Origin of the sequence: Paenibacillus barcinonensis, from assembly GCF_003217495.1 — a bacterium.
GTDB classification, from domain to species: domain Bacteria; phylum Bacillota; class Bacilli; order Paenibacillales; family Paenibacillaceae; genus Paenibacillus; species Paenibacillus barcinonensis.
Genome location: NZ_QJSW01000031.1, coordinates 31,344 through 53,201, shown reverse-complemented (window position 1 = coordinate 53,201; position 21,858 = coordinate 31,344). Strand labels below are relative to the sequence as shown.

General features: G+C 40.7%; 20 protein-coding genes and 1 pseudogene. 5 read left to right on the top strand and 16 right to left on the bottom strand.

Annotation, left to right across the window (positions count from 1 at the left end; all coding sequences use genetic code 11):
* A pseudogene (locus DFQ00_RS26590) lies at positions 1-215 on the bottom strand (copper amine oxidase N-terminal domain-containing protein); the annotation flags it as partial.
* A 392-nt stretch (positions 216-607) separates the two neighbouring features.
* The gene (locus tag DFQ00_RS26585) at positions 608-1,315 is read right to left on the bottom strand and encodes an ATP-binding cassette domain-containing protein (protein ID WP_110899446.1); all 708 of its coding nucleotides are present in this window, start codon (positions 1,313-1,315) and stop codon (positions 608-610) included.
* Between the two features lie 87 nt (positions 1,316-1,402).
* Here DFQ00_RS26585 and DFQ00_RS29685 point away from each other — a divergent pair, with 87 nt between their 5' ends.
* A complete protein-coding gene (locus tag DFQ00_RS29685) occupies positions 1,403-1,933 on the top strand; it encodes a hypothetical protein (RefSeq protein WP_146236231.1) in 531 nt (176 codons plus the stop codon).
* A 170-nt stretch (positions 1,934-2,103) separates the two neighbouring features.
* Here the strand turns inward: DFQ00_RS29685 and DFQ00_RS26575 are convergent, their stop codons facing one another.
* The 10 genes from DFQ00_RS26575 to DFQ00_RS26535 all read right to left on the bottom strand — a co-directional run bounded on the left by DFQ00_RS26575 (position 2,104) and on the right by DFQ00_RS26535 (position 12,651).
* Positions 2,104-3,204: a YcaO-like family protein gene (locus tag DFQ00_RS26575; RefSeq protein WP_110899444.1), complete on the bottom strand. Its 1,101-nt coding sequence runs from the start codon at positions 3,202-3,204 to the stop codon at positions 2,104-2,106.
* 20 nt (positions 3,205-3,224) lie between these two features.
* A complete protein-coding gene (locus DFQ00_RS26570; protein WP_110899443.1) occupies positions 3,225-4,265 on the bottom strand; it encodes a YcaO-like family protein in 1,041 nt (346 codons plus the stop codon).
* Between the two features lie 10 nt (positions 4,266-4,275).
* The gene (locus tag DFQ00_RS26565) at positions 4,276-5,115 is read right to left on the bottom strand and encodes a nitroreductase family protein (protein ID WP_208643828.1); all 840 of its coding nucleotides are present in this window, start codon (positions 5,113-5,115) and stop codon (positions 4,276-4,278) included.
* Positions 5,096-5,989 carry an McbB family protein gene (locus tag DFQ00_RS26560; RefSeq protein ID WP_167433850.1) on the bottom strand — a complete coding sequence of 298 codons (894 nt, stop codon included), beginning with the start codon at positions 5,987-5,989 and terminating at the stop codon, positions 5,096-5,098. Before DFQ00_RS26560 ends, DFQ00_RS26565 begins: the two co-directional genes overlap by 20 nt.
* Positions 5,990-6,092: 103 nt before the next feature.
* Positions 6,093-6,308 carry a hypothetical protein gene (locus tag DFQ00_RS28910; protein ID WP_146236230.1) on the bottom strand — a complete coding sequence of 72 codons (216 nt, stop codon included), beginning with the start codon at positions 6,306-6,308 and terminating at the stop codon, positions 6,093-6,095.
* A 183-nt stretch (positions 6,309-6,491) separates the two neighbouring features.
* Positions 6,492-6,665, bottom strand: a complete 174-nt coding sequence (locus tag DFQ00_RS26555) for an aspartyl-phosphate phosphatase Spo0E family protein (RefSeq protein ID WP_110899440.1) — start codon at positions 6,663-6,665, stop codon at positions 6,492-6,494.
* A gap of 199 nt (positions 6,666-6,864) precedes the next feature.
* Positions 6,865-8,220, bottom strand: a complete 1,356-nt coding sequence (locus DFQ00_RS26550) for a helix-turn-helix domain-containing protein (RefSeq protein ID WP_146236229.1) — start codon at positions 8,218-8,220, stop codon at positions 6,865-6,867.
* 24 nt (positions 8,221-8,244) lie between these two features.
* Complete coding sequence (locus tag DFQ00_RS26545; RefSeq protein WP_110899438.1) at positions 8,245-9,600, bottom strand: helix-turn-helix domain-containing protein; 1,356 nt, start codon at positions 9,598-9,600, stop codon at positions 8,245-8,247.
* A 29-nt stretch (positions 9,601-9,629) separates the two neighbouring features.
* A complete protein-coding gene (locus DFQ00_RS26540; protein ID WP_110899437.1) occupies positions 9,630-11,000 on the bottom strand; it encodes a helix-turn-helix transcriptional regulator in 1,371 nt (456 codons plus the stop codon).
* Between the two features lie 256 nt (positions 11,001-11,256).
* Complete coding sequence (locus tag DFQ00_RS26535; RefSeq protein ID WP_110899436.1) at positions 11,257-12,651, bottom strand: helix-turn-helix domain-containing protein; 1,395 nt, start codon at positions 12,649-12,651, stop codon at positions 11,257-11,259.
* 292 nt (positions 12,652-12,943) lie between these two features.
* Between DFQ00_RS26535 and DFQ00_RS26530 the strand changes: the two genes are divergently transcribed.
* Positions 12,944-14,068 (top strand): LLM class flavin-dependent oxidoreductase, encoded by a 1,125-nt coding sequence (locus DFQ00_RS26530; protein WP_110899435.1) that lies wholly within the window; start codon positions 12,944-12,946, stop codon positions 14,066-14,068.
* A 129-nt stretch (positions 14,069-14,197) separates the two neighbouring features.
* Here DFQ00_RS26530 and DFQ00_RS26525 read toward each other — a convergent pair whose 3' ends face one another.
* Positions 14,198-14,779 (bottom strand): TetR/AcrR family transcriptional regulator, encoded by a 582-nt coding sequence (locus tag DFQ00_RS26525; protein WP_110899434.1) that lies wholly within the window; start codon positions 14,777-14,779, stop codon positions 14,198-14,200.
* Between the two features lie 487 nt (positions 14,780-15,266).
* Here DFQ00_RS26525 and DFQ00_RS26520 point away from each other — a divergent pair, with 487 nt between their 5' ends.
* Positions 15,267-16,487, top strand: a complete 1,221-nt coding sequence (locus DFQ00_RS26520; protein WP_110899433.1) for an MFS transporter — start codon at positions 15,267-15,269, stop codon at positions 16,485-16,487.
* Positions 16,488-16,817: 330 nt separating this feature from the next.
* Here DFQ00_RS26520 and DFQ00_RS26515 read toward each other — a convergent pair whose 3' ends face one another.
* Positions 16,818-17,228 (bottom strand): DUF2000 family protein, encoded by a 411-nt coding sequence (locus DFQ00_RS26515; protein WP_110899432.1) that lies wholly within the window; start codon positions 17,226-17,228, stop codon positions 16,818-16,820.
* Positions 17,225-17,788, bottom strand: a complete 564-nt coding sequence (locus DFQ00_RS26510) for a type 2 periplasmic-binding domain-containing protein (RefSeq protein ID WP_110899431.1) — start codon at positions 17,786-17,788, stop codon at positions 17,225-17,227. The genes DFQ00_RS26515 and DFQ00_RS26510 overlap by 4 nt, the downstream gene beginning before the upstream one ends.
* A 205-nt stretch (positions 17,789-17,993) precedes the next feature.
* On the opposite strand from DFQ00_RS26510, the gene DFQ00_RS26505 reads away from it, so the two are divergent.
* Positions 17,994-19,235: an ATP-grasp domain-containing protein gene (locus tag DFQ00_RS26505; protein WP_110899430.1), complete on the top strand. Its 1,242-nt coding sequence runs from the start codon at positions 17,994-17,996 to the stop codon at positions 19,233-19,235.
* Between the two features lie 86 nt (positions 19,236-19,321).
* Positions 19,322-20,611 carry an MFS transporter gene (locus DFQ00_RS26500; RefSeq protein ID WP_167433849.1) on the top strand — a complete coding sequence of 430 codons (1,290 nt, stop codon included), beginning with the start codon at positions 19,322-19,324 and terminating at the stop codon, positions 20,609-20,611.
* Positions 20,612-20,691: 80 nt separating this feature from the next.
* Here DFQ00_RS26500 and DFQ00_RS26495 read toward each other — a convergent pair whose 3' ends face one another.
* Positions 20,692-21,798, bottom strand: coding sequence for a Leu/Phe/Val dehydrogenase (locus DFQ00_RS26495; protein WP_110899428.1), 1,107 nt, complete (start codon positions 21,796-21,798; stop codon positions 20,692-20,694).
* Positions 21,799-21,858: the final 60 nt, after the last annotated feature.

The following is a 21,858-nucleotide window of genomic DNA, read 5'->3' as shown; positions in this document are numbered from 1 at the left end:
TTCGCACCTAACGCTTCGGATACAAATCGAATGGGAACCATAACACTCCCTTGAGCATCCTGAAATGGCTTGGCATCTGGAAATTTCATCTTAATCGTATTTAACAACACTTCCACTTGCTTGGGTGACCCCGCAGCAGAAGCCGATTTCACTCCCGATCCCATCAAACTTACACTTAATGCACCTGCTAATACCGCTAAAATTAGTTTTTTCATCTTCTTGACTCCTCAACTTCCTAATATAGTTTCTATAGCTTTCTCATGACTCTATACTCTATTTATCGGCTCGAACATCCTAAAAATAAATCATAACTGGGAATTTTCAGAATATTATACCAGTAAATATTTGTACAAACTAGTGAATCTAAAGCTAATGTCCGCCTTCGGATTCCTTTAAATTTCAAATCGAGACGCCCCCTGGCTTTCGGTTACTGCAGTTCCAAGAACTTAAAAATAAAAAATAGCCTACTGATGAGTAGGCTAAACTTGGTTATACACTCGCACCTTTATATAATTTCACCCCGTAACTAAAAATAGCTTTTTTCCTCTCCGCTCTCGGTTCAAATTAGACATGTATCTGAGTATTTAAAATGGAGAAATGCCTCTTCCTACTTTACCTGCTTCAGAAATGCTAAGTCAGGATTCACTCCATCTCCCATTTCAATAAATGTATCATATGACCCACTAAAGGTTATTTTACCTTGATGAATAAAATGCAGAACACATTGGATATTTGCAATATCCTGCAAGTGATGGTTCGAGACCAGTACAGTGCACTCATTATGGAGTGCCAGCTTTTCGATCCTTTTTAAAATATGATAACGCATCTCAGGATCGATTCCCGCCAATGGTTCATCGAAGATGTACAATTTTCTCTGCATTAACGTGATTGCCAGAATACACAGATAGCGCCTCTCCCCAACAGATAGTTGCCCAAACTCCATATTCCATACACGCTGTACCAAATCAACCTCAGCTGGACTCATAGCTTCATCTACATAAGGTTCATTATTCACTTCAATACGGTTGGAGTGGTCGGAATACAGAAAAAAACGAAAAAGATCCTTAGCCTTTAAGGTTAGAGGAAATAACAAACCCTGCAGCTGGTAGATGATCTCCTTCTCATCAGGAATACCTTGTATTTCTGGCGGACGTTTAATCACATTCGCGATCAGATCAAATAATGTCGTTTTGCCAGAACCATTCTTGCCAATGATCATATTAACGGTCTGTTCGGGAAACTCCACATGTAAATGATCCAGATTTTTGCGAGAGGCTTTGGGATAAGAAAAGCTCAAATCTTCAATTTTAATCATAGATCCTCCTGCTATGTCCGATGTGTTCTGGATATGACTTTCACAAACTTGAGTGCGATAAGTCCGCAGGTAATATAACAAAGTGTGATGAAGCTCATGTTAATCAGACTCAAATGTGGGAACGGGCTATCCATAAACCATTCTGCTAATAAAAAAGTTAGATTCCTGACGTATTCCATAGGGTTGATGAACACCAGAAGTAGACCATACTCTGTTGAATACGCCAGTCCCTTTGCAGATAGAAAAAACATGACCAGTAAACTCATACTGACCACCGCATTCAGCGACTCCTGCCTTACTGGAAGAAGCATAAGGATAAGCGTTAATAAAATGACCATGACAGATCCCAATATACAGCTTGTTAAAGCAACGGCGAGAAACAAAGCAACCTGTCCAAAGCTATCCAGGAATATCACTCCCGATACTAGCGAGAAAAGAAGAATGGTCAAGAACAGAAAACCAATTTGGTTCAGAGCTTTTCCCCAGATAATAGGATATTTACTACCCGAGATAAATTTGAACATTTTGAAAAAACCGCTCTCCCTTAAAGAGATCAGATTGGTCGTCACATCAATGGACATCACAAAAATAATATATGAAACAAATACACTGGTCTGAATGTAAAATTCATTGATCTCCGGCCCCTGAGTAAACCATTGATAGTTAAAGATAAAAAAAGCAATGAGGGGAAATAACAAATACCATACGAATGCTACTTTGTTGCTTAACATCATTTTAGTAAACAGACGGAAGTATTCACGAGTTATTTTCAAAAGGTAACCTCCAATTTATCCAAACGGGAGCATTTTCCCTATATTGTGTAATCGATTCTTATAAGGCTTTAAGATTTCTACTTGAGTTGGGTCTATTTTTGCAGCATACATGTGATGGAAACCCTTATTTGTTATGATTTTAACAATTTTTGTATTCAATTCTCTATCAAGAGCTGGTATATAACAAAGATTAAAATCCATTGCCAATTTTAAAGAAATTTTCTTTACTGTATTATAAAATTCATTAGGATCAGCTTTGTCTCCATCTATTAGTTCACCACACACTTGATCCGATTTCTCTAGGTATTGGAACTCGCTTTTTAATTCATCTACACCAAGTCTCTCCATAAAATAATGAGAGTAAAGTAATGGATCAACCGAGTTTTCCGTATTTTGATAATTCGATTTTTTTATAGGTTGCTCCACAGTTATATATTGGAATAGCTCTTTTAAACTGCCTGTTATTGCACCTCGGTAGTCCCAATCAGCACTTATCCCAACACCTTTAGTTTTTTCTCCAAAGGCGATTGTAATTACTACCTTGACCTCATCACACAACGATATATCGTACATAAAAACCTCATCTACATGTATCCGAGACATCTGGATAATGGATTGAAGATCTATAAATTTTATATCTTCAATATGAATCTTTTTAGCAGGAGATTTAGTGAACCAACTAAAGAGCAAGCTTTGTCTTTCAAAGAATTCTAAAAATGCAGAATTTATTGACTGATGGGAACTAACATGAGAGGCCATTCCGCAGGTATCGCTATATATATTATCTAGATTTAATTTGTTAAGTATAGGATCATTCCAGTTCAACAAAATACGATGTAGAGGAAATTGTTCTATTGTACCATTCAGCATGTTGACTCCCTCTACTAATTGATCCCTGAATCTATGATAATTGTTAAAAACAGATACCCTCTCTATATGCTCTCCTATTGCTGCTTTAATTGATTTTCTTTTATCAAAATCAATTGCGCTTGCAGGCGGGCCATTCTCAGAATACGTAATAACATCACTCTGAAAATAGTCAAGGAGAAATGAATTTTGTTTGATATGAAACCTTTCAATCATAAAAGGTGTGCCGTTCACTGGATTATTTATCAAAGCGTATTCTCTCCTCTCTATCACACTACAATACAGTTAGGTATTTTCAACATGCTTTGCTCGTTAAGATCTATCGTATTTACATTCATAGGGTTTCTTAGGTTAATGTACTCTTTTAAAGGAATATGATTAAAAAGATAAGGAGAGTAGATTTTTATACATTTAATTTTTGTAGTTACCGTTTGTTTTAGCGGAATCATATATACCTCATCCACCCAAGCAGGAAGTATATTCAACAAATTGGAGATTGTTAATTCAATCATCGTTTTTTCATAATCACTAGTTGAGATACTTCCGTACCCTACAGATAAGTAATCAATAATCTCAGATTGATTTTCATATTTTTTCTTGAACACTTGGCGTGACATAGCAACGAGTTCATTACTTTCTTCTTTCCACTGTAATAAAACGGCTTCTTGTGTGGATTTAAGGATAGCCTCTTCAATGGAAAAAGAGCTACCCACCCCAGAAGAGCAAACGAAATTTTTGTAAAGAATAAAACAAAATACTACCTTTAAGGGATAGAAATATTCATTGATAAAAAAAAGAACTTCTTTATTTTTTTGATACATTAATCCAGATAAAATCTTATTTTTGTTTATCAGAGATACATCTAGTTTAATTTTAGAACCTTGTTTACCATACCAAAATAGATATAAGGCATTTTTTTCAATAATTTCTCGGAGAGAACTAACAATTGCTTTTTGTGACGAAATATGACTAGAGGTTCCGGTAGTATCAATTGGGAATTCTCCTGATAATGAATACGTTGAGTATTTCTTATTAATAAGTACACTACTTGAATTCACCATATTAATAGCGTAAACACTCTTCTCATCAAAAGGGATGCCCCCGGCAGATATTGCCCTTCTCTCGATCATTTCTGAAAAAGCTTTGATTAGAGATTGTTGCTTATTAAAATCTATTGCAGTGGAACTATCCGGCCCTATATAACCATTTTTAAGAAAGTTCCCAATCCTTGAGAAGGATGTGTATATGTCGTCAGTAATAAATTTTTGCTCCGGTATATTAAAGTGAAGAGGATTTGATAAATACAACATGATATCGACCTCATTTTCCTGTTGAATCCGTGTATCCAAACCATTGAAGCATCACTATTGGACACAATCTCACATTAAGACCACATCGTTTAGTCAGTTCATTATCATTGAATCCAGACCAGCTTACCTCCCCGACACCTTTACTCATTTTATGGAGAGAATTTTTAAATACTTGGCTCATGGCCCCTACCTCTATTAGAGCATGTCTGTACCCTCTGATATGATATTTGATTATTGATCTGCGTAAGTCTGCTGCATATGCAATACAAATTTCCGGTAGATCTATTGCATCATGACAGACATACTTCTTGATATGGAGTGCTTCGTCCTTGACCCAAGACTTTATTTTTAACAATGTTTGTTCTATACCATCATATACGTAAACACCTCTTGTTAAAGTATCATGATCTTGGAACACGAGTACCAACGGAACTATGGGATAGAGAGCACCAGCAGAACCATATTTTTTAGACCCTTTTTGTTTATCTCTTATAAAAGCATCATTTAATAATTGGGATAACTCTTCAAAATTGAACTTTCTTTCTTTGTTAAATGATCTGTAACTTCCGATTACATTCACTTCTGTGCTTGTATTAAGATTAATTTTCTGTTCGTAATAATCAGGAGTGATATCTGTGTACTGCGCATATTCAAGCCATGGAATTACGTTATCATCGATGGATTGGTGCTTGGAATCAGGCAACTTTAGCAAAGTACTGCTTTGATGAAATTTAAGAATATAGTTCTCAACTTTCTTTGGTATATAACAAGAGTAAATGTAATCAGTGAAAGACCTTTCCACTGTGTTATGTTCTAGACTTCCAACATACTTATTTTTCATAGCAATCACATAGCTCCCAATGTAATGAATAATCTGTATAGTAATTATTTGTTTGAAGATCAAATACAGAACATTCATGCAACTCCTCGTTATGGATTATTCTACCATTTTTCAGGGTGAAATATTTACTTATTTTATTACTTAATAACGAGAGTATATTTAAAATATTATTTTTGTTTAGAGGAGTATGAACCTTGAATTTGGGTTCATCTTTATAAATCGAATCTATAATTTGCTGATAAGAGATATTCCCAGTAGAATCTACACGTAATTGCGATTCAATGTGGCCTATGTGGCAAAAATGACATGGATTAAATGCTTGAGGGCTATAAAGAGAATCAATATAAAAGTTGTTGTTGTATGTGTAGCTCATCAATAAAATTGAGTTCTCACTCCTTCTTACAAGTGAAGTAATCTTACTGGCAATTTCTTTACTGTAAGGATTCATAAACACTACATATAAAGTATTACTATACTTCTCTGAAAGTAGTGTGCTATTTGATTCTTCATTAAGATTTACAATTGAATTTTTCATATTTTGGTTCTCAAAAAGATACTCTCGAGACACTTTAAGTATTTCATCATTATTACTTAAGAAAATGCATTTTTCTATTGAGAAATTCACTTCTTCTTTAGTAATGAAGATGTAATTACTCTCTAAAAATGCTATAGCATTTGAATAATCTTCTTGAAAAACATCCATAAGTTCTTTTTCATGGACTGATTTAATATTATTGTTATCCCATTTCTTAATTTCTTCTATTAATCTTGCTTCTTTTATTTTCACTATCCCATAGTTATGCATTAAAACTAGTTCATTTGAGTTTATTTCATAGATAACAAAGTTATTCAATGTATACGTAGTGTACTCTTCTGTAATCAAAGTGATATGACACCTCCGCTTTAAACTTCAAGTGCGGCTAATATCCTAAATACGTATATTGCCGCACTCGAATCAATATAATTATTGGGGATCAAAAAAAGTCCTATAGTTCAATTTGTTTTTGTACATTATCCGCTCCACCACCTTTGCCACAACAACAGCAAAGTACACAACTAACATTAACGCCACAGCTACCGGTGTTCCCTGTTCCCCCGCCTGTATTTGGAGGATTTTGAAATCTGATTGCTCCAACACCGAAATCCCCGCTAGTCAGCTCGGGATATTTATTACTGCCTTTACCAGGTTTACTTGCTCCCATACACTCACCTCCTTATTTAATATAGATAAAAAATTCATTTAACCTTTTCAAAAATTGAACTAGTATGTTGATCCCTTTTTTAAAATATAATATTTTGCAAAAGAATATTATATTTAAATTATTTGAATAATTATACAAATTATCATGTGTAATTATTTGGTAAAAGCATAAATATCATATCATTCATTTCCTCATGTTCATTCCTAAAGTAAATCGATTATATTCATTAATCAGCTCATCCAACGCCATAGACTGCTCAAGCACTTTCACATTCGGGATTCCATATTGATCTACCAAGCGACTCAACTCTTGCCGACCTTGCTCGATTTGGTCTTTCAAGATACTTAGTTCTCTCATCGCATGTACCCCTCTAGGACATTCTAGAAAAACATTCAATATGAGTAAGCTATTAGTTTATCTCATGACTACAAGTGCTTTTTAGAACATAATATGTTTTGCATAATATTGTAAAAAGAATTCTTTAGAAAAGGCATTGCGCTCTATCTTTTCAAGGAAGTAAACATAAAAAATAGCCTACTGATTGCAGTAGGCTAAACTATAAACTCGCTTCTATATAAATATTATCTACTAGTATTTTATATTTATCATGATCTTGATTAGTTAAATGCTCCTTAAACTGCCCATAGAGATTTACACATTTTGAGATCAGAACGTCATCTTTGACAAAAATACTTAACTCTAAACTTGTTAACAGAGAAACAGCTCCTAGTTCAAACCACTTCTTGTTAAAGTAGTAAAAGGCCAATTCGTAGAATAGCACCACTCTTCGATAATACCAGCTCTGTACAGTATATCTTCCTTGTGAACGTGCGTCACTGAATTTAGCATCGATTTGAGCTTTAAATCTAATCAGCACCTCATCTATATCATATTGATATCTATTTGCTGATTGAAGAATTTTGACCATTGCAGGGAGAATTTCCTCTTCACTATGTTCGATGTAAGCGATGTATTCAGGGATGACCTCTTTTCTTCCCATCATGACTTTATACAAACATTTGTTGAATTTCGCCCATTCTCTAAATTTATGAAGAACTTCATAATCTGCATAAACTTTCGCTTCATTCTCAATGATTTTCTCATATATATCAGTGTACTTTAAGGCTTCTTTGTAATTTTTAGCATAATCACAATAGTTAGAAAAAAGTAAGTTGGCATAGGCTTTGTATACGAAGAAAGGATATTGAGATTTAGATCCACGCTTTTTAGTTTGTTTCATAGCCAGGTTAGCTCGTCTCTCAAGTTCTTGCGATAAATCCTTCATTTTATTCCACTCATGCAACCCCCAGTAAGCATTCGCCAAATCCTTAATTGCATCCAATTGATAGTCCTGATCTAATCGCTCTATAAAAGGTTCAAACTTTGAAATAATTCTTCTGTTTTCTTTTTGGTCAGAACCCATACTAATCAGAAATATACGATACTGACACATAGCCAAACGTTCAGAGTGCTGATATTTTTCGCATTCAGACACACATTCATACAAAATAAGTGCTGCTTGCTTCATTCCTTTGTTATACAAATCTTCGGCTACTTCAAATAACTCATCTATATATGAATGATCATCTGTCACATGAGTAATGACTTGTTGAATAATATCCAGCTTATCAAGCTCAGCACAACGGTATATAAACGGTTCTAATCGTCTCCAATGGGGTGCAGAATCAATAAAATATTCCACACCATACATATCATAAAAGCACCCTTGTTCTAGACCCATTGCAGAAGTAATCAGGTCTAGTTGGTTCATTGAAATCAGTCTGGTTCCTCTGATGATCGCACTTAATGTACCCACATTAATGTCAACAATTTCTGAAAACTGTTGTAGTTTATACCCATTGTCTTTCAAGTGATTTTCAATATAGGAACGTATATTGGACATTTCCTTCACCGCCCCTCCCCAGATATTTCATTATCAAAAAGTTGGTGTGCTTAACTTTTCTATTACATTTTTATACTTTTTCATTTGTGTTTCATTGGCTTCGCTCCGATACTCCCCGTACATATCCAAACATTTAATGCACATCAGATCATCTTTACTTAAAGAAGAGAGCTCTAAACATACAAGTAAGGCATCCATTCCAAATGAATAATTACGTTTTTTCATTTGATACCTTCCCAATTCATAATAAAATTCTTGATGCACGCGGTTAAACATTTGATCGTTATACCCGCTTTTAGTGTGCATATCCGTATTAATTAATTTGATCTGATTTTCGAATCGAATTAAAGCATAGTCAATGTTAAAGGAATACTGATTAGCCGACTGCAAAATATTAACCAATCCAGCTAATATTTCTGAAGGGTTGTTTTCGATATAATCCAAATAAGCATCGATTACATTTTCTTGACCAAGCATTAATTGGTACAACAGTCGATTACCCTCCCCCCATTTTTTGAATAAATCTATTATTTCTTGATCCTCTTGTGTAGGATTCTCAATTTCAATTATCCTCATGTATTTCTGCATATACTTTATGGCCTTATCATATTCCCCGCCGGTCTCATATACAGTCGATATCATTAAGTTTGCATAGGCTGTATATGTAAAAAGAGGATAGGCTGTTAGCCTTCTTTTATTTTTTCGCCTACGAGATTGCATTTTTAATTGAAATTCAGCTTTCCGTTCCAGTTCCCGTGACCACGCATCGACCTTGTCCCACAAATGTATCGCACAATAAATATTGGCCAAGTCTTTAATTGCATCCAATTGCACTTCTTCATTTAATTTATCAATATACGGTTCGAACTTTACTGCGGCATTAAGATTATCATATTTTCTCAGTGTTTTATGAAGCGAGAAAATGCGGTATTGGCAAAGGGCCAACCGCTCCGAGTGCTGGTACTTCTCACTGGCGGCCACACATTCATATAAAATGAGTGCCGTTTCATTCATGTTTTTATTATAGAGACTCTCTGCCACATTAAATAACTCATCAATATAGGATTGATCATCTGTCACATGAGTAATGACTTGTTGTATAATATCTAGCTTACCAAGTTCAGCACAACGATATAAAAACGGTTCTAATCGCCTCCAATGGGGCGCAGATTCAATAAAACATTCAACTCCATACATTTCATAAAAGTACCCCTGTTCCAAACCCATTGCTGATGTGATTTGGTCTAGTTGATTCATTGAAATAAGTCTGGTTCCTTTGATGATCGCACTTAATGTCCCCACATTAATGTCAGCAATTCTTGAAAATTGCTGTAGCTTATATCCCTCATTCTTCAAGAAATCTTCAATATAGGAACGTATATTGGACATTGTCTTCATCGTCCTCCCCAGATAATTTACTATTGAAAAGTTGGTACACTTAACTTATATATTAGTTTTGTATACTGCTCTTCCTGGGTCTTACTGGCTTGGTTTCTGTATTTTCCGTATAAGTCAATGCATTTGATACACATCATGTCATCATTACTTGAGACAGATCGTTCGAAACTAGTAATTAAATGTTCGATCCCCTGCTGAATTTGGTTTTGACTCAACCTATATTTTGCAAGTTCGTAGAATAAAAGTATATATTTTAGATTCGAAGACTGCTCGTTATATGTTCCTTCGGAATTTTTCTCTACCTTGATTTGGATGATGTAATTTTCAAACCTATTCAACGCATGATCAATATTGTAGGACCACTGATTAGCAGCCTTTGCAATGTAAACAAAAGCTGTCAAAATCTCTTTGGGATTAGCATCCAAAAAATTTAGATAAGCACCTAAAACTTCGATATTACCCAACATTAAATTATATAAGTAGCGGTTACCTTCAGCCCAGCCCTTGAATCGCTCTATCAATTCTTGTTCTTCTCGAGTTGGATTTTGAAATTCATTCATAATATTCTCATAAACATCTGTGTACTCTAAAGCTTCTCTATATTGCTTACGCTTTTCAGACACAGATGCTTTTAATAGATTTGCATAAGCCTCATAACTAAATATCGGATAAAGTGCTATCCTCATTTTATTTTTCCGCCTATTGGTTCGAAAATTAAGCTGAAAGTCTACTCTCTTTTCTAGTTCTTCAGCTAACTCCCAAACTTTATCCCACATATGTAATGTGCTGTACAAATTAGCTAAATCTTTTATGGCATCCAACTGTACTTCCTCATTCAATTTATCAATATATGGTTCAAACTTTATTGCCGCTTTAAGATTATCAAATTTGCTCAGTGTCTTATGAAGCAGGAAAATACGGTACTGACAAAGGGCCAACCGTTCCGAGTGTTGATATTTCTCACTGTCTGCAACACACTCATATAAAATAAGAGCTGCTTCATTTAATCGTCTAGCAAAGAAACCTTCAGCTACTTCGAATAACTCTTCTATATAAGATCGATCGTCCGTCACATGAGTAATAACTTGTTGTATACAATCCAATTTACCTATTTCAGCACACTCGTATAGGTATGGTTCCAAACGTCTCCAGTGAGGCGATGATTCAATGAAGGACTCTACCCCATAACTCTCATAGAAATGCCCCTTCTCTAATCCCATTGCTGAAGTGATCTGATTCAGTTGGTTCATAGACATTGGTCTGCTACCCTTAATAATAGCACTTAATGTCCCAACATTAATTCTTGTAATATCGGAAAAATGCTGCAACTTGAGATTTTGTTCTCTCATATATTTCTCAATATGTGCTCTTATTGTAGGTACCAATTCCATTATCACACCTCCATCACCCAAATCACTTATAATTCAATAACATATAATAAATGTTATTTTAATCCTGTATTTTACATCGGTCAATCTATGAAAATACAAAAAGGCTTACTTCCGCATTCGGAAATAAACCAATAAAGTATCCATAGATAATCCTTGTATCTTAAATTAAATTTGCCCAATACCATGTGCTGATGGCACATAAATTTGATCTTGAACATTATTTTGACTTATAGGGAAAGTGCTTAGGATCATAACACTAAACAAGAGTATAGCCATGATTTTTTTTGATTTCATAATAGCTGTTAACCTCCTCCATTAGATTATGATAGGTAACTTCCATTTCCTGAGATGCAAAAGACCTGTACCTCTCAAAGAGAGCAACACATTGTATTATGTCATTAGAATTATTAATTCTAATGGCTGAACTTAAACACGTGACAAGCTTTTGCATCCCTTCTGCATATCGCTCTCGATTAAAATGATACATTGCCAATTCAAATAAAAGTTTAGAATACTGGTCATTCTTAATTTGCTCATTGTGCCCTTCTGTTGAGCTTGTATCACTGAACATTGAATTAATGGAATTATCAAATTTTAATATAATATGATCTATATCCATCTCAAAATTATTTGCTGCTTCAATAATCTTAACAAGAGCAGTAAGTGTTTCTTCTTCATTTTGCTCAATCCAAGCTACATATATCGGGAGAACCTCTTTGTCCCCCATCATTAGATTATATAAGTAGGTATTAACCTCAGTCCATCTATTAAACATATTGATATATATCATATCTTCATCGCTAGGACTTGGAATTTTAGCCAAATCGACATTTTTTTTTGTATAAACCAGTGCGTTAGTATAATCACCTTTCCATTCACATGCATTAGCCTTAAGCAAGTTTGAATACGCCTGATATACAAATAACGGGTAGGCTGTGACCCTATTCTCTTTGCTTATTTTTTTCTTAGTATATGATTGGATAATTTCAGCTTTCCGTCCCAGATCATCAGCAAGCGAAAATGACTTATCCCAATATCGAAGAGACGCATACGTATTCGCCAAATCCTTAATCGCATCCAACTGCCTCTCCTCATCCAGCCGATTAATATAAGGCTCGAAGTGCACGGCGGCCCGGAGGTTATCATGCTGATTCTGGCCTAGCGAGAGGGTGAAGATGCGGTACTGGCAGAGGGCCAGGCGCTCGGAATGCTGGTATTTCTCGCATTCGGCTACGCATTCATATAACATGCGGGCTGCTTTTTGTTGTCCGCGCTCCAGCATACCTTCGGCCATTTCGAACAGTTCCGATATGTAGGAGCGATCGTCTGTTACTTGTTGGATCACCCGTTGGATGCAGTCCAGCTTGTCCAATTCTGCACAACGTTGCAGGAAAGGCTCAAGCCTTCGCCAGTGGGGAGCCGATTCCACGAAGCACTCCGCACCGTACGTCTCGTAGAAATAACCTTCCTCCAGATTCATGCCCTGGGTGATCAGATCAAGCTGCGCCATGGCGATGGGGCGTGTTCCCTTAATAATGGCGCTAAGCGTTCCAGCGTTCACTCCCGATATATCTGCAAAATATTGAAGGGTATATCCCTGTTTCCTGATGTAATCCTCAATCGTTGAGCGTATCGTAGTTGCAGGTTCCATGTATCCCACCTCCACAATTAAAATCCAGAAATTTGAATTTATATGATTACACCAATTTTAATCCTAAATTTTACAGTGGTCAATAACAATCGTGGCAATTATTTTACATTTTTATTCCAGCAAAAAAGTTCTACATCTCCAGCTTGCCCCAGTCCCGAATTGCTTATAGAAAAAATCCATTAGAAGAATCAGAAGGAACATGATACAGTTATCACAACCTCAATATCCTACTATTTCCATAGGATTATACAACACGGACAGACACTTTTATACAAGCAAGGGAGTACATTCAATGAAATTTGCCTTGTTTAGCCTCATGATGAATCTACCTAATGCCGTCACAGGGGAAGTTTTGACAACTCAGCAGAAGTTCCATAACATCCTGCAGCAAGCTCAGCTCGCTGAGCGACTGGGGTTCGATGCCTACGGCATCGGTGAACGACACGGCGCACCCTTCCTGTCTTCATCGCCGCCCGTTGTGTTAACAGCGATTGCTGCGGCCACCTCACGGATTCGTCTGCTGACCACGGTTACGGTTCTTAGCATCCTTGATCCGGTTCGGGTTGCCGAGGATTACGCTACGCTGGATCAGTTGTCGGGTGGACGGCTGGAGCTGATTATCGGCAAAGGCAATGACCCGCGTCATTACCCGCTGTTTGGCATTCGCGAGGAGCAGCAGTGGGACTCTCTGGATGAACGCTATCATCTGCTGAAGCGGCTGTGGTCGGAAGAGAATGTCACCTGGGAAGGCACATATCGTCCTGCACTTGATGGGGTGACCACGTGGCCGAGACCCCTTCAGAAGACCATTCCGATCTGGCATGGCAGTGCGTCGAGCACATTATCTACAGAACTGGCTGCCAAATATGGTGAGCCGCTCTTTACCTCGAATTCCTTCCACCCTCAGGCCAAATACAAAGCTTTGATCGACCATTACCGCGAGCGCCTCACTTATTATGGTCATGATGCACAACAAGCTGTGATTGGTTCTGGTGCTGGCAGCCTCTATCTTGCGAGCACGGGCGAAGAAGCCATTCGTCGCTACAAGCCGTACTATGAAGCATTTCATGCTACCGCGGCGGCACAGCATAACCAGTCTCCTTTTACGGATCTGGAGGACAATATTGCCCGCGGCCCGGTTTTGATCGGCAGCCCGGAGCAGGTGATCTCGAAGATTCTAGATTATCATGCCGCTTACGGGCACCAGGTGCTCAGTATAAGCGTTGATGGACTCACGCATAGCGAGCAGTTGGAGCAAGTGGAACGTTTTGCCACAGAAGTGGCTCCTGTATTACGACGCGAACTGCCAAGTTCAGTGTGGAATGATCCCCCCGTTTTAAACGAGCACGAAAATTCCTTCATCCCCAAAGCGACGGACACATGGCCCACTGCCATCTCCCCGATCTTTCAGGTTTAAAACTTTGCCCTGCCACACATAACCGCTTCCCGGGTAATTCGGAATCCCTCCGTATTGCCCTCTTCCTCTTCCTTTTCCTTTTGCTCTTCTTCTCTTCCTTTCACTTCTCACATGTTGCTGCACTTCTTGCTATGCCTCAGACCCAATGCCTTTGAATACCACGCCTAGCAGCAGCTCCACAAACGTATCATCCATCGACTCACCCGTAACGAGCATTCGGTAGAACACAGGTCCATAAATCAGGTCGATATATAGTCCAATGTCCAGTCCCTGCTTCAGCTCGCCGCGCTTCACACCTTTCTCCAGAATCCCCCACGCCTCGCGGCGACGCGGCTGAATATATCTGCTTCGGTATTCTTCCGCAAGAGCTGGATCAGACTGTCCCTCTCCGATAATCTGTGTAATGACCTTCCCTTCGGCACTTGTCAGAAATTGAACCAGGTTTCCCGCATGAAGACGCACATCCTCATATACAGACCCCGTATCTGGCACAGGCAATCTGGCTGTTAACGCAGACATGTAGCCATCCAGAATCACAGCCCCTTTACTGGGCCACCATTTGTAGATCGTTGCTTTGCTTACCTGTGCGCGTTCCGCAATCTTCTCAATGGTCACCGCTGCAAACCCATCCTCCAGCAGCAGCTCATATGCCGCCGCAAGAATGGCATTCTGCGTTTCCATGTTGCGCGGACGCCCTCTTTTTGCCGTCATTGCTGACCCCTCCATTGTAATCATCTATATAGGCTGAACTAAAGTATTACACAACCACTTCAATGACAGAATAACCTTTCAATCGCTGTTATCCCCAGATTTTTTTGATTCCCTTTATTAAAGGGGAAAATCCGGTGATAAAGGCGACCGCTTCGCTTTTCCAGGTTTTTTCTGTCCTCTCCGTTTTTGTGTAAAAATAGTTCAGCTAAAATAAATACAAAAAATAAAATTAACAAAACGATACGTTCATTATACTAAAATGCAGCGTCAATATACATTTTTAAGCTCACAGCAATGTCATTATATTTCCGCCCTATCTATGTAAAATTACTATGTTCTGTAACTGCCTATTTACAATACTAAACGTATCGTATATTATTTAGGTGTAATTAGTAAACGGTGCGTACAGTAAATAAACCCGCGCGTCAATACGCATAATTAAATGCAGCTGATTAGCTCATCCTATACCTTAACGGAGGTCGAACTTATGAAGTCAACACAGAAACAAAGCTCCAACTGTACTACGACTGCTGTACCTGGCTGGATTATTTTCCTGCTCGCTGCTTCCTGCGGTTTGATTGTAGCCAACCTGTATTATGCTCAAACGGTTCTTGGACCAATTAGCGCCACCACAGGTCTCTCTTCTGCCACAGCCGGATTAATTGTGACGCTGACACAGATTGGATACGTTATTGGTCTGCTGTTCATCGTGCCGCTCAGCGATATTATTGAAAATCGGCGTTTAATTGTGCTCTTTCTCATCGTACTCGTTCTGGCACTGATAACTGCTACCTTCTCAACCAGTGCCTTTCTTTTCCTGACCGCATCACTGCTTATTGGCGTCGGGTCCGTTGTGGCACAGATTCTCGTACCCTATGCCACGTACCTGACTTCCGAAGAACAGCGCGGACAGGTGGTTGGCAATGTCATGAGCGGCCTGCTGCTAGGCATTATGCTTGCCCGTCCTGTTGCCAGCTTTATCACCAGCGCCTTGGGATGGCAGGCGGTGTTTGCCTTCTCCGCGATTGTGATCGCCCTGCTCATGCTGCTTCTATCACGAGCACTTCCCGTTCGCCAGCCTGAACCAAGCTTAACCTATAGACAATTAATTACGTCCCTCGGCACCCTGCTCCGAACACTGCCTATGCTACGTCGGCGGGCATTCTATCAGGCCAGCCTGTTCGGTGCATTCAGCCTGTTCTGGACAACAGTACCCCTTCGGCTTGCGAGCGATTTTGGACTGTCTCAGCAGGGCATTGCCTGGTTTGCTCTGGCAGGGGTAGGCGGTGCTATAGCCGCTCCGATCGCCGGGAGATGGGCAGATCGCGGTTTTACCCGGGTACTTACCGGGGCCGCTATCGTTATTGCTATCGTTTCCTTTGGTCTTGCCTATCTGTTCCAGAGCCATTCCACAGCCTCGTTAATTCTACTGATCGTTATCGCTATAACTCTTGATATGGCTGTTTCAGGCAATCTGGTGCTCGGTCAGCGGGTGATCTATTCCCTTGGTAATGAAGGAAGGGGGCGGGTGAATGGTCTGTTTATGTCGATCTTTTTCATCGGCGGTGCCATCGGTTCTTCGCTCGGAAGCTGGTCTTATGCCCATGGTGGCTGGAGTCTTACAACGTTGATTGGCCTGATCATGCCACTTCTGGCGCTGATCTATTATTTCACGGAGAAAAAGATCACGGCTGTAAGCAGCACATAACCTATACCTATACCTATACCTATACCTATAACTTTAACTTTGCCTTTGTCTTGCCCATACCAGTCTATGCTTCTATCTTTACCTTTCCATGCTGCCGTTTATCCTCCTTCCGATCTGCATCTTCATCACCGTATGCAGAGCATTCATCTAAAAAATTCCCTTATACAAAGCAAGGGCAGAGGCCTATCCATAGGATAGCTTCTGCCCTTCTCGCTATATTTGTACCCCGCACGGTCAAGCCGCGCTGATCTGTTCTGCTCTCTTCCGTTCCAGCCAGCCGCAACATCCTGCTGTTGTACCAAACGTTGAAGCGTATCCCCCAGACCTTCCTTATTTCATCACACTGAATTTCTTGGTCTTTGCCCGAACGGACTCGTCCTCTCCCCACACAATGACACCTACGACCTTGGTCGCCTCCAATGCCATTGCTGCGATCTCACTTGCATATTGTTCAAAGGCATTATTCAGGGACTGCCCCGTCTGTGTAAAAACAAGATGTCTCAAACTGTCGTTATCTTCGGAGCAGACTTTGACCAGATTGATCAGTTGATTCTCCCCTGCCTTCAGAATAACTGTGCTGTATCGGATACCTGCGTGCTGAACACCGCTCTGATCCAGAACAGGTTGATCCGAATATAACCCTGGTTCATTTAGGGCAGCTTGTCCCATAAGCAGGGCTGCCACATTGGCTGCAGCTCCTTGCTCCAGATTTTTATCCAGTATAATTGCAATTCTTTTCATACGAGTGCGTTCACCCTCTGTGGTTTTTTCGTAAAACATACCCATGGCATTTGAATTCCCTCGCGCAGCACTTTATAAGTGACCAGTCCATAATGATCTGCACAGAGCTGGTTCGTGAGCGCAATGGAGGTTTCTATATTCAGTATGACCTTCCTGCAGGCCTCAGGGTTGGAAGATACCGTGCTGTTCTCTCTATAGGCAATATTCAGTTCAGATAACAAATATGTAGTTGCCGGATGATGAAAAATCGTATCAATCTGCTCTGGACAGATGGCTTGAAAGCCGGACAGTACCAGTGCAGGGATCTTCTCTACAAAGCTTTCGGAGACCACCAGATCTGAATCCATAATGAAGCTGTTCAGCTTGGGATACGCTCCGGGCACCAGCAGACAGGAAATCTCGCCTGACTTCAGGTCTTCTGCAGCGGCTTCGAACTCGGGGTATGGCTTAATCATATCAGAATTATCCATTTTTTTCGCAATATGCATGCTACAAGTCAGGAATCCTTCATCGTCACCCAACGTACCCAGTATGGCATATTTATCTCTGGTTTTCTCCATTTTTTTCTATTTCCTCCCTCTTATTTTCCAATTCGGTACGATACTATACCAAAAAATACCTGCTGTCAATTAACACTTTAACGCAACAAAAATATGTATCCCTATGCATAATATTTTTACAAAAAATGTATTGTAAATGGAAAATAATGAGCTATAATGTTATGAAAACCATTTTCATCATTCATTTTTTTATCCGGGAGGACATATGAGAACAATCGTATACATATCAGATTTCAGGCTTCCATTCGGTTTAAACTTCGTAAAACCCTTACTCAAGTTTACAGACTGCTATAAAATTCTGATTATTGAACGGCATCAATTACGTAATCCCGAGCGGCTTGAACCTTATTTTGACGAAATACGATACGTGGATTATCTGGAATCTGTGGATGCTATCCGGGGGCATATTCTGCAAATCCTGCAATCGCACTCGATTGCTGCTTTGTTAACTCCGGGTGAGAATGCCATCGAGATTGGCGGGCAACTCCGCTCCGAATTCGGCATTCCGGGTATGCAGCGCAATCAGGCCGAGGCAGTTCGTAACAAATGGATTATGAAGCAAATGCTGCATCAGCGCGGAATTCGTACATCTAGAACGGCCATTGCGCTCCAGCAACAGGACTATCTTCGCTTCTCCGCTACACATGGCTTCCCCATCATTGTAAAACCACTCAGCGGTTACGGAAGCATCAACACGTTTAAACTCTCCAGCATGGAAGAGCTGTTACATTACTTGCAGCATACAAGACAAGAGCAGCAACGTGATCTGCTTGAAGAGTTCATTTACGGTACAGAGTTCCATTGTGACTCCATTGTGTGCAAGGGAGAAGTGGTCTTTGCTTCCGTTTCCCAATACCTCTACAACTGCTTGGATATCGCAACGCAGCAGAAACCTCCGGCCAGCATTACATTCCCCAAAGATACAGAAGCGGATTTTATCCACCGTATTCAGGACCTTAACAGACAAGTCATTGCCGCACTTGGTATCAACCAATCTGTAACCCATGCCGAGCTGTTCCTCACACCGGGAGGAGAAGTCGTTTTCGGTGAGATTGGGGCAAGAATCGGGGGGTCACATGTCATGCCGCCTTGTATTCGGAACACGCATGGTGTAGATCTTTTTGAAGCGGTTACGGATTTGGAACTTGGCACGTATACCTTCACACAGCAGGAAACCAGCAACAAATTCACGGGTATGATCTGCTTCCCTTCCCGTGCAGGGGTGATCCAGCATATCTCAGGTAGAGAAGATTATAAGGATGTACCGGGCATTATTGACTTCAATGTCTCTTATGAAGTAGGGCAGCAAGCTGGAGATGTCAACGATACGATGACCCGATCAGGGTTCGCCATTGTAGAGGGCAATTCGTTCGAGGAATTACGTCAGACGCTGGTGGATATGTATGACCGATTCGTCATTGAGGTCGCCGTTCCCGAAAACGTATAAGATAACGGACAGATGCGGAGTACACTCCGCTCTTATTGTTAGTTTGTGTTTGTGGTATTGGGTTTTCATGAGGAGGAATGAAACGATTGTCTTTATTCAGAACATACGCGGGACTCAGCCGCGACATCTATTATCTCTGCTTGGCACGAACTATTAACAGCACAGGAGATTTTATCTTCTCTCTCATTACGTTGGTGCTTACTCTACAGATGGGTATGAGTGTAGTTAGTGCCGGCATCTTTGTATCCATGGCGGCTCTGATTAGTGGTCCCGGTGTACTGCTTGGCGGCTATTTAAGTGATCTGATCGGCAAAAAAACCATTATTGTCTCAGGCCAAGTGTTATCAGCCCTTATGATCATTAGCTGCGCCTTCTGGTCAGGCACGATGACCATCGGTTATTTGCTGATAGCCGTCATGTTCTTCATCAGTATTACACGTCCTGCATATAACGCCTTAATTATTCAACTGTGCCCGGAGGAGAAGGAGCGAAAATCTGCTTTTTCCCTGATGTATCTTGGAGCTAATCTCGGTATTGCGCTCGGGCCACTGATTGCCGGTTTTTTTATTAAGGATTACGTGCATATCGTCTTTCTGAGCATTGGCACGGTATTCCTGATCTCTACCTTCATCATCTTGAAAAAGGTTCATGTCGGTTCGAGTGAGCAAGCAACTCAGACTGCAACTGGTGATTCGCACCATCACACGCAGCAGCAACAAGGATCGGAATCCTTGCCGTCGCCCCTGTTCCCTATGCTGCTGAAAAATCCGCTCGTTGTTTTTTTCATCGCGGTGTCCTTTCTTAACTACTTTATCTACATGCAGTATTCATTCAGCCTGCCGCTACAGATGAATCAAACCTTCGGTGAGAATGGCGCAGCTTATTATGGGTCGGTCATGACCATTAATGCGATCAGTGTTATTCTCATGACCACGCTGGTGTTGTCTGTGACGCGCAGCTTTACCGCTCTGAACTCCATTGCAGCGGGTGCTCTCTTTTACGGAATCGGATTTGGAGCGCTGTACCTGCTCGGGGATTGGCCTCATTTCGCTATTGTTACAGCATCCACGATGCTATGGACCATTGGGGAGATTCTGGTGCAGACCAATATCAATCTGTATATAGCTTCACGGGTACCTGACACTCACCAGGGGAGATTTAACGGCCTGCTGTTGTTCGTAGGTTGTCTGGGCTACACACTTAGCCCTTATCTGACCGGCCTGTTCATTCGAAGCGTGAATATGGAAAGTGTATGGATCATTATTCTGGGTATCAGCCTGTTCTATGCGCTGTGTATGGTTCTTCTCTGGTATATTGAAAAAAACGCCACAACCAAACGAGGACTCGAATCATCTGAATTCTCCAAAAGTATATGAACGAAAGACACCCGAGAAGTTTTTTTCGGGTGTCTCTTACGCTTGGCCTAATCATCAGGATTGGCCCTTTATGCCAAAGCCTATTTCCGCAGTCTGCGTGCACTTAATGCGTGATGTCCATTTTGTAGAAAGGTGCTGCGCGTGTTCTTCATCATCTCAATCCGCTGCTCTGCAAGCCGGTCCGCAGCAACGTAAGTTGCTATGCCTTCGGTACGGGAGCTTTCAAAAATTTTCTCCAGCGTTGTGTAAATCTCTCCAATCTTCGCCCATGCCCGCTCCGCATGATATCCGTTCAGCTCATCGGCAATGTTGATTACACCGCCCGCATTAATAACATAATCGGGTGCGTATACGATACCTCTCTCATACAGCTCATCCCCATGACGTGGCTCAAGCAGTTGATTGTTCGCGCAGCCCGCCACAACCTTGGCTTTGAGTGTCTTGAGCGTGTCATCATTAATCGTGCCGCCGAGCGCACATGGCGCATAGATATCACAATCGACTCCTGTAATGTCTGCCGGATCAACCGCCTTCGCCCCGAAGCGCTCAACCGCCAGCTTCACCGAAGCATCATGAATATCTGTGACGACCAGTTGTGCACCTTCCTCGTGCAGATAGTTACACAGATGCATCGCTACGTTGCCCACACCCTGCACGGCAATCATTTTGCCCTCCAGCAGGTCGGTGCCAAAAGCTTCCTTGGCAGCTGCCTTGATACCGCGATACACACCATAGGCGGTAGCCGGGGAAGGATTGCCTGATGAACCATAGCTCGATGAGATGCCTGTGACATAATCGGTCTCCTGGTAGATCAGATTCATGTCCTCTTCCGTGGTTCCCACATCCTCGGCGGTGATGTAACGGCCATTCAAGCCTTGAATGTAGCGGCCGAAGGCACGGAACATCGCTTCATTTTTGTCCTTACGCGGATCTCCGATGATTACTGTTTTGCCGCCGCCCAGATTGAGCCCGGATACTGCATTTTTATATGTCATGCCCCGCGCAAGACGCAACGCATCTTCAATGGCCGCTTCCTCTGAAGCGTATGTCCACATCCGTGTACCGCCAAGCGCAGGCCCAAGTGTTGTGTCGTGTATAGCAATAATGGCCTTCAAACCTGAATTTCGATCCTGGCACAGGACCAGCTCCTCATAATCATATTGCTCCATTGCTTCAAACCAACTCATGTGTTAACCGTCTCCTCTAACCTTTTTTACGATAAATCGCAGCGTTCCTATTAACGCTCC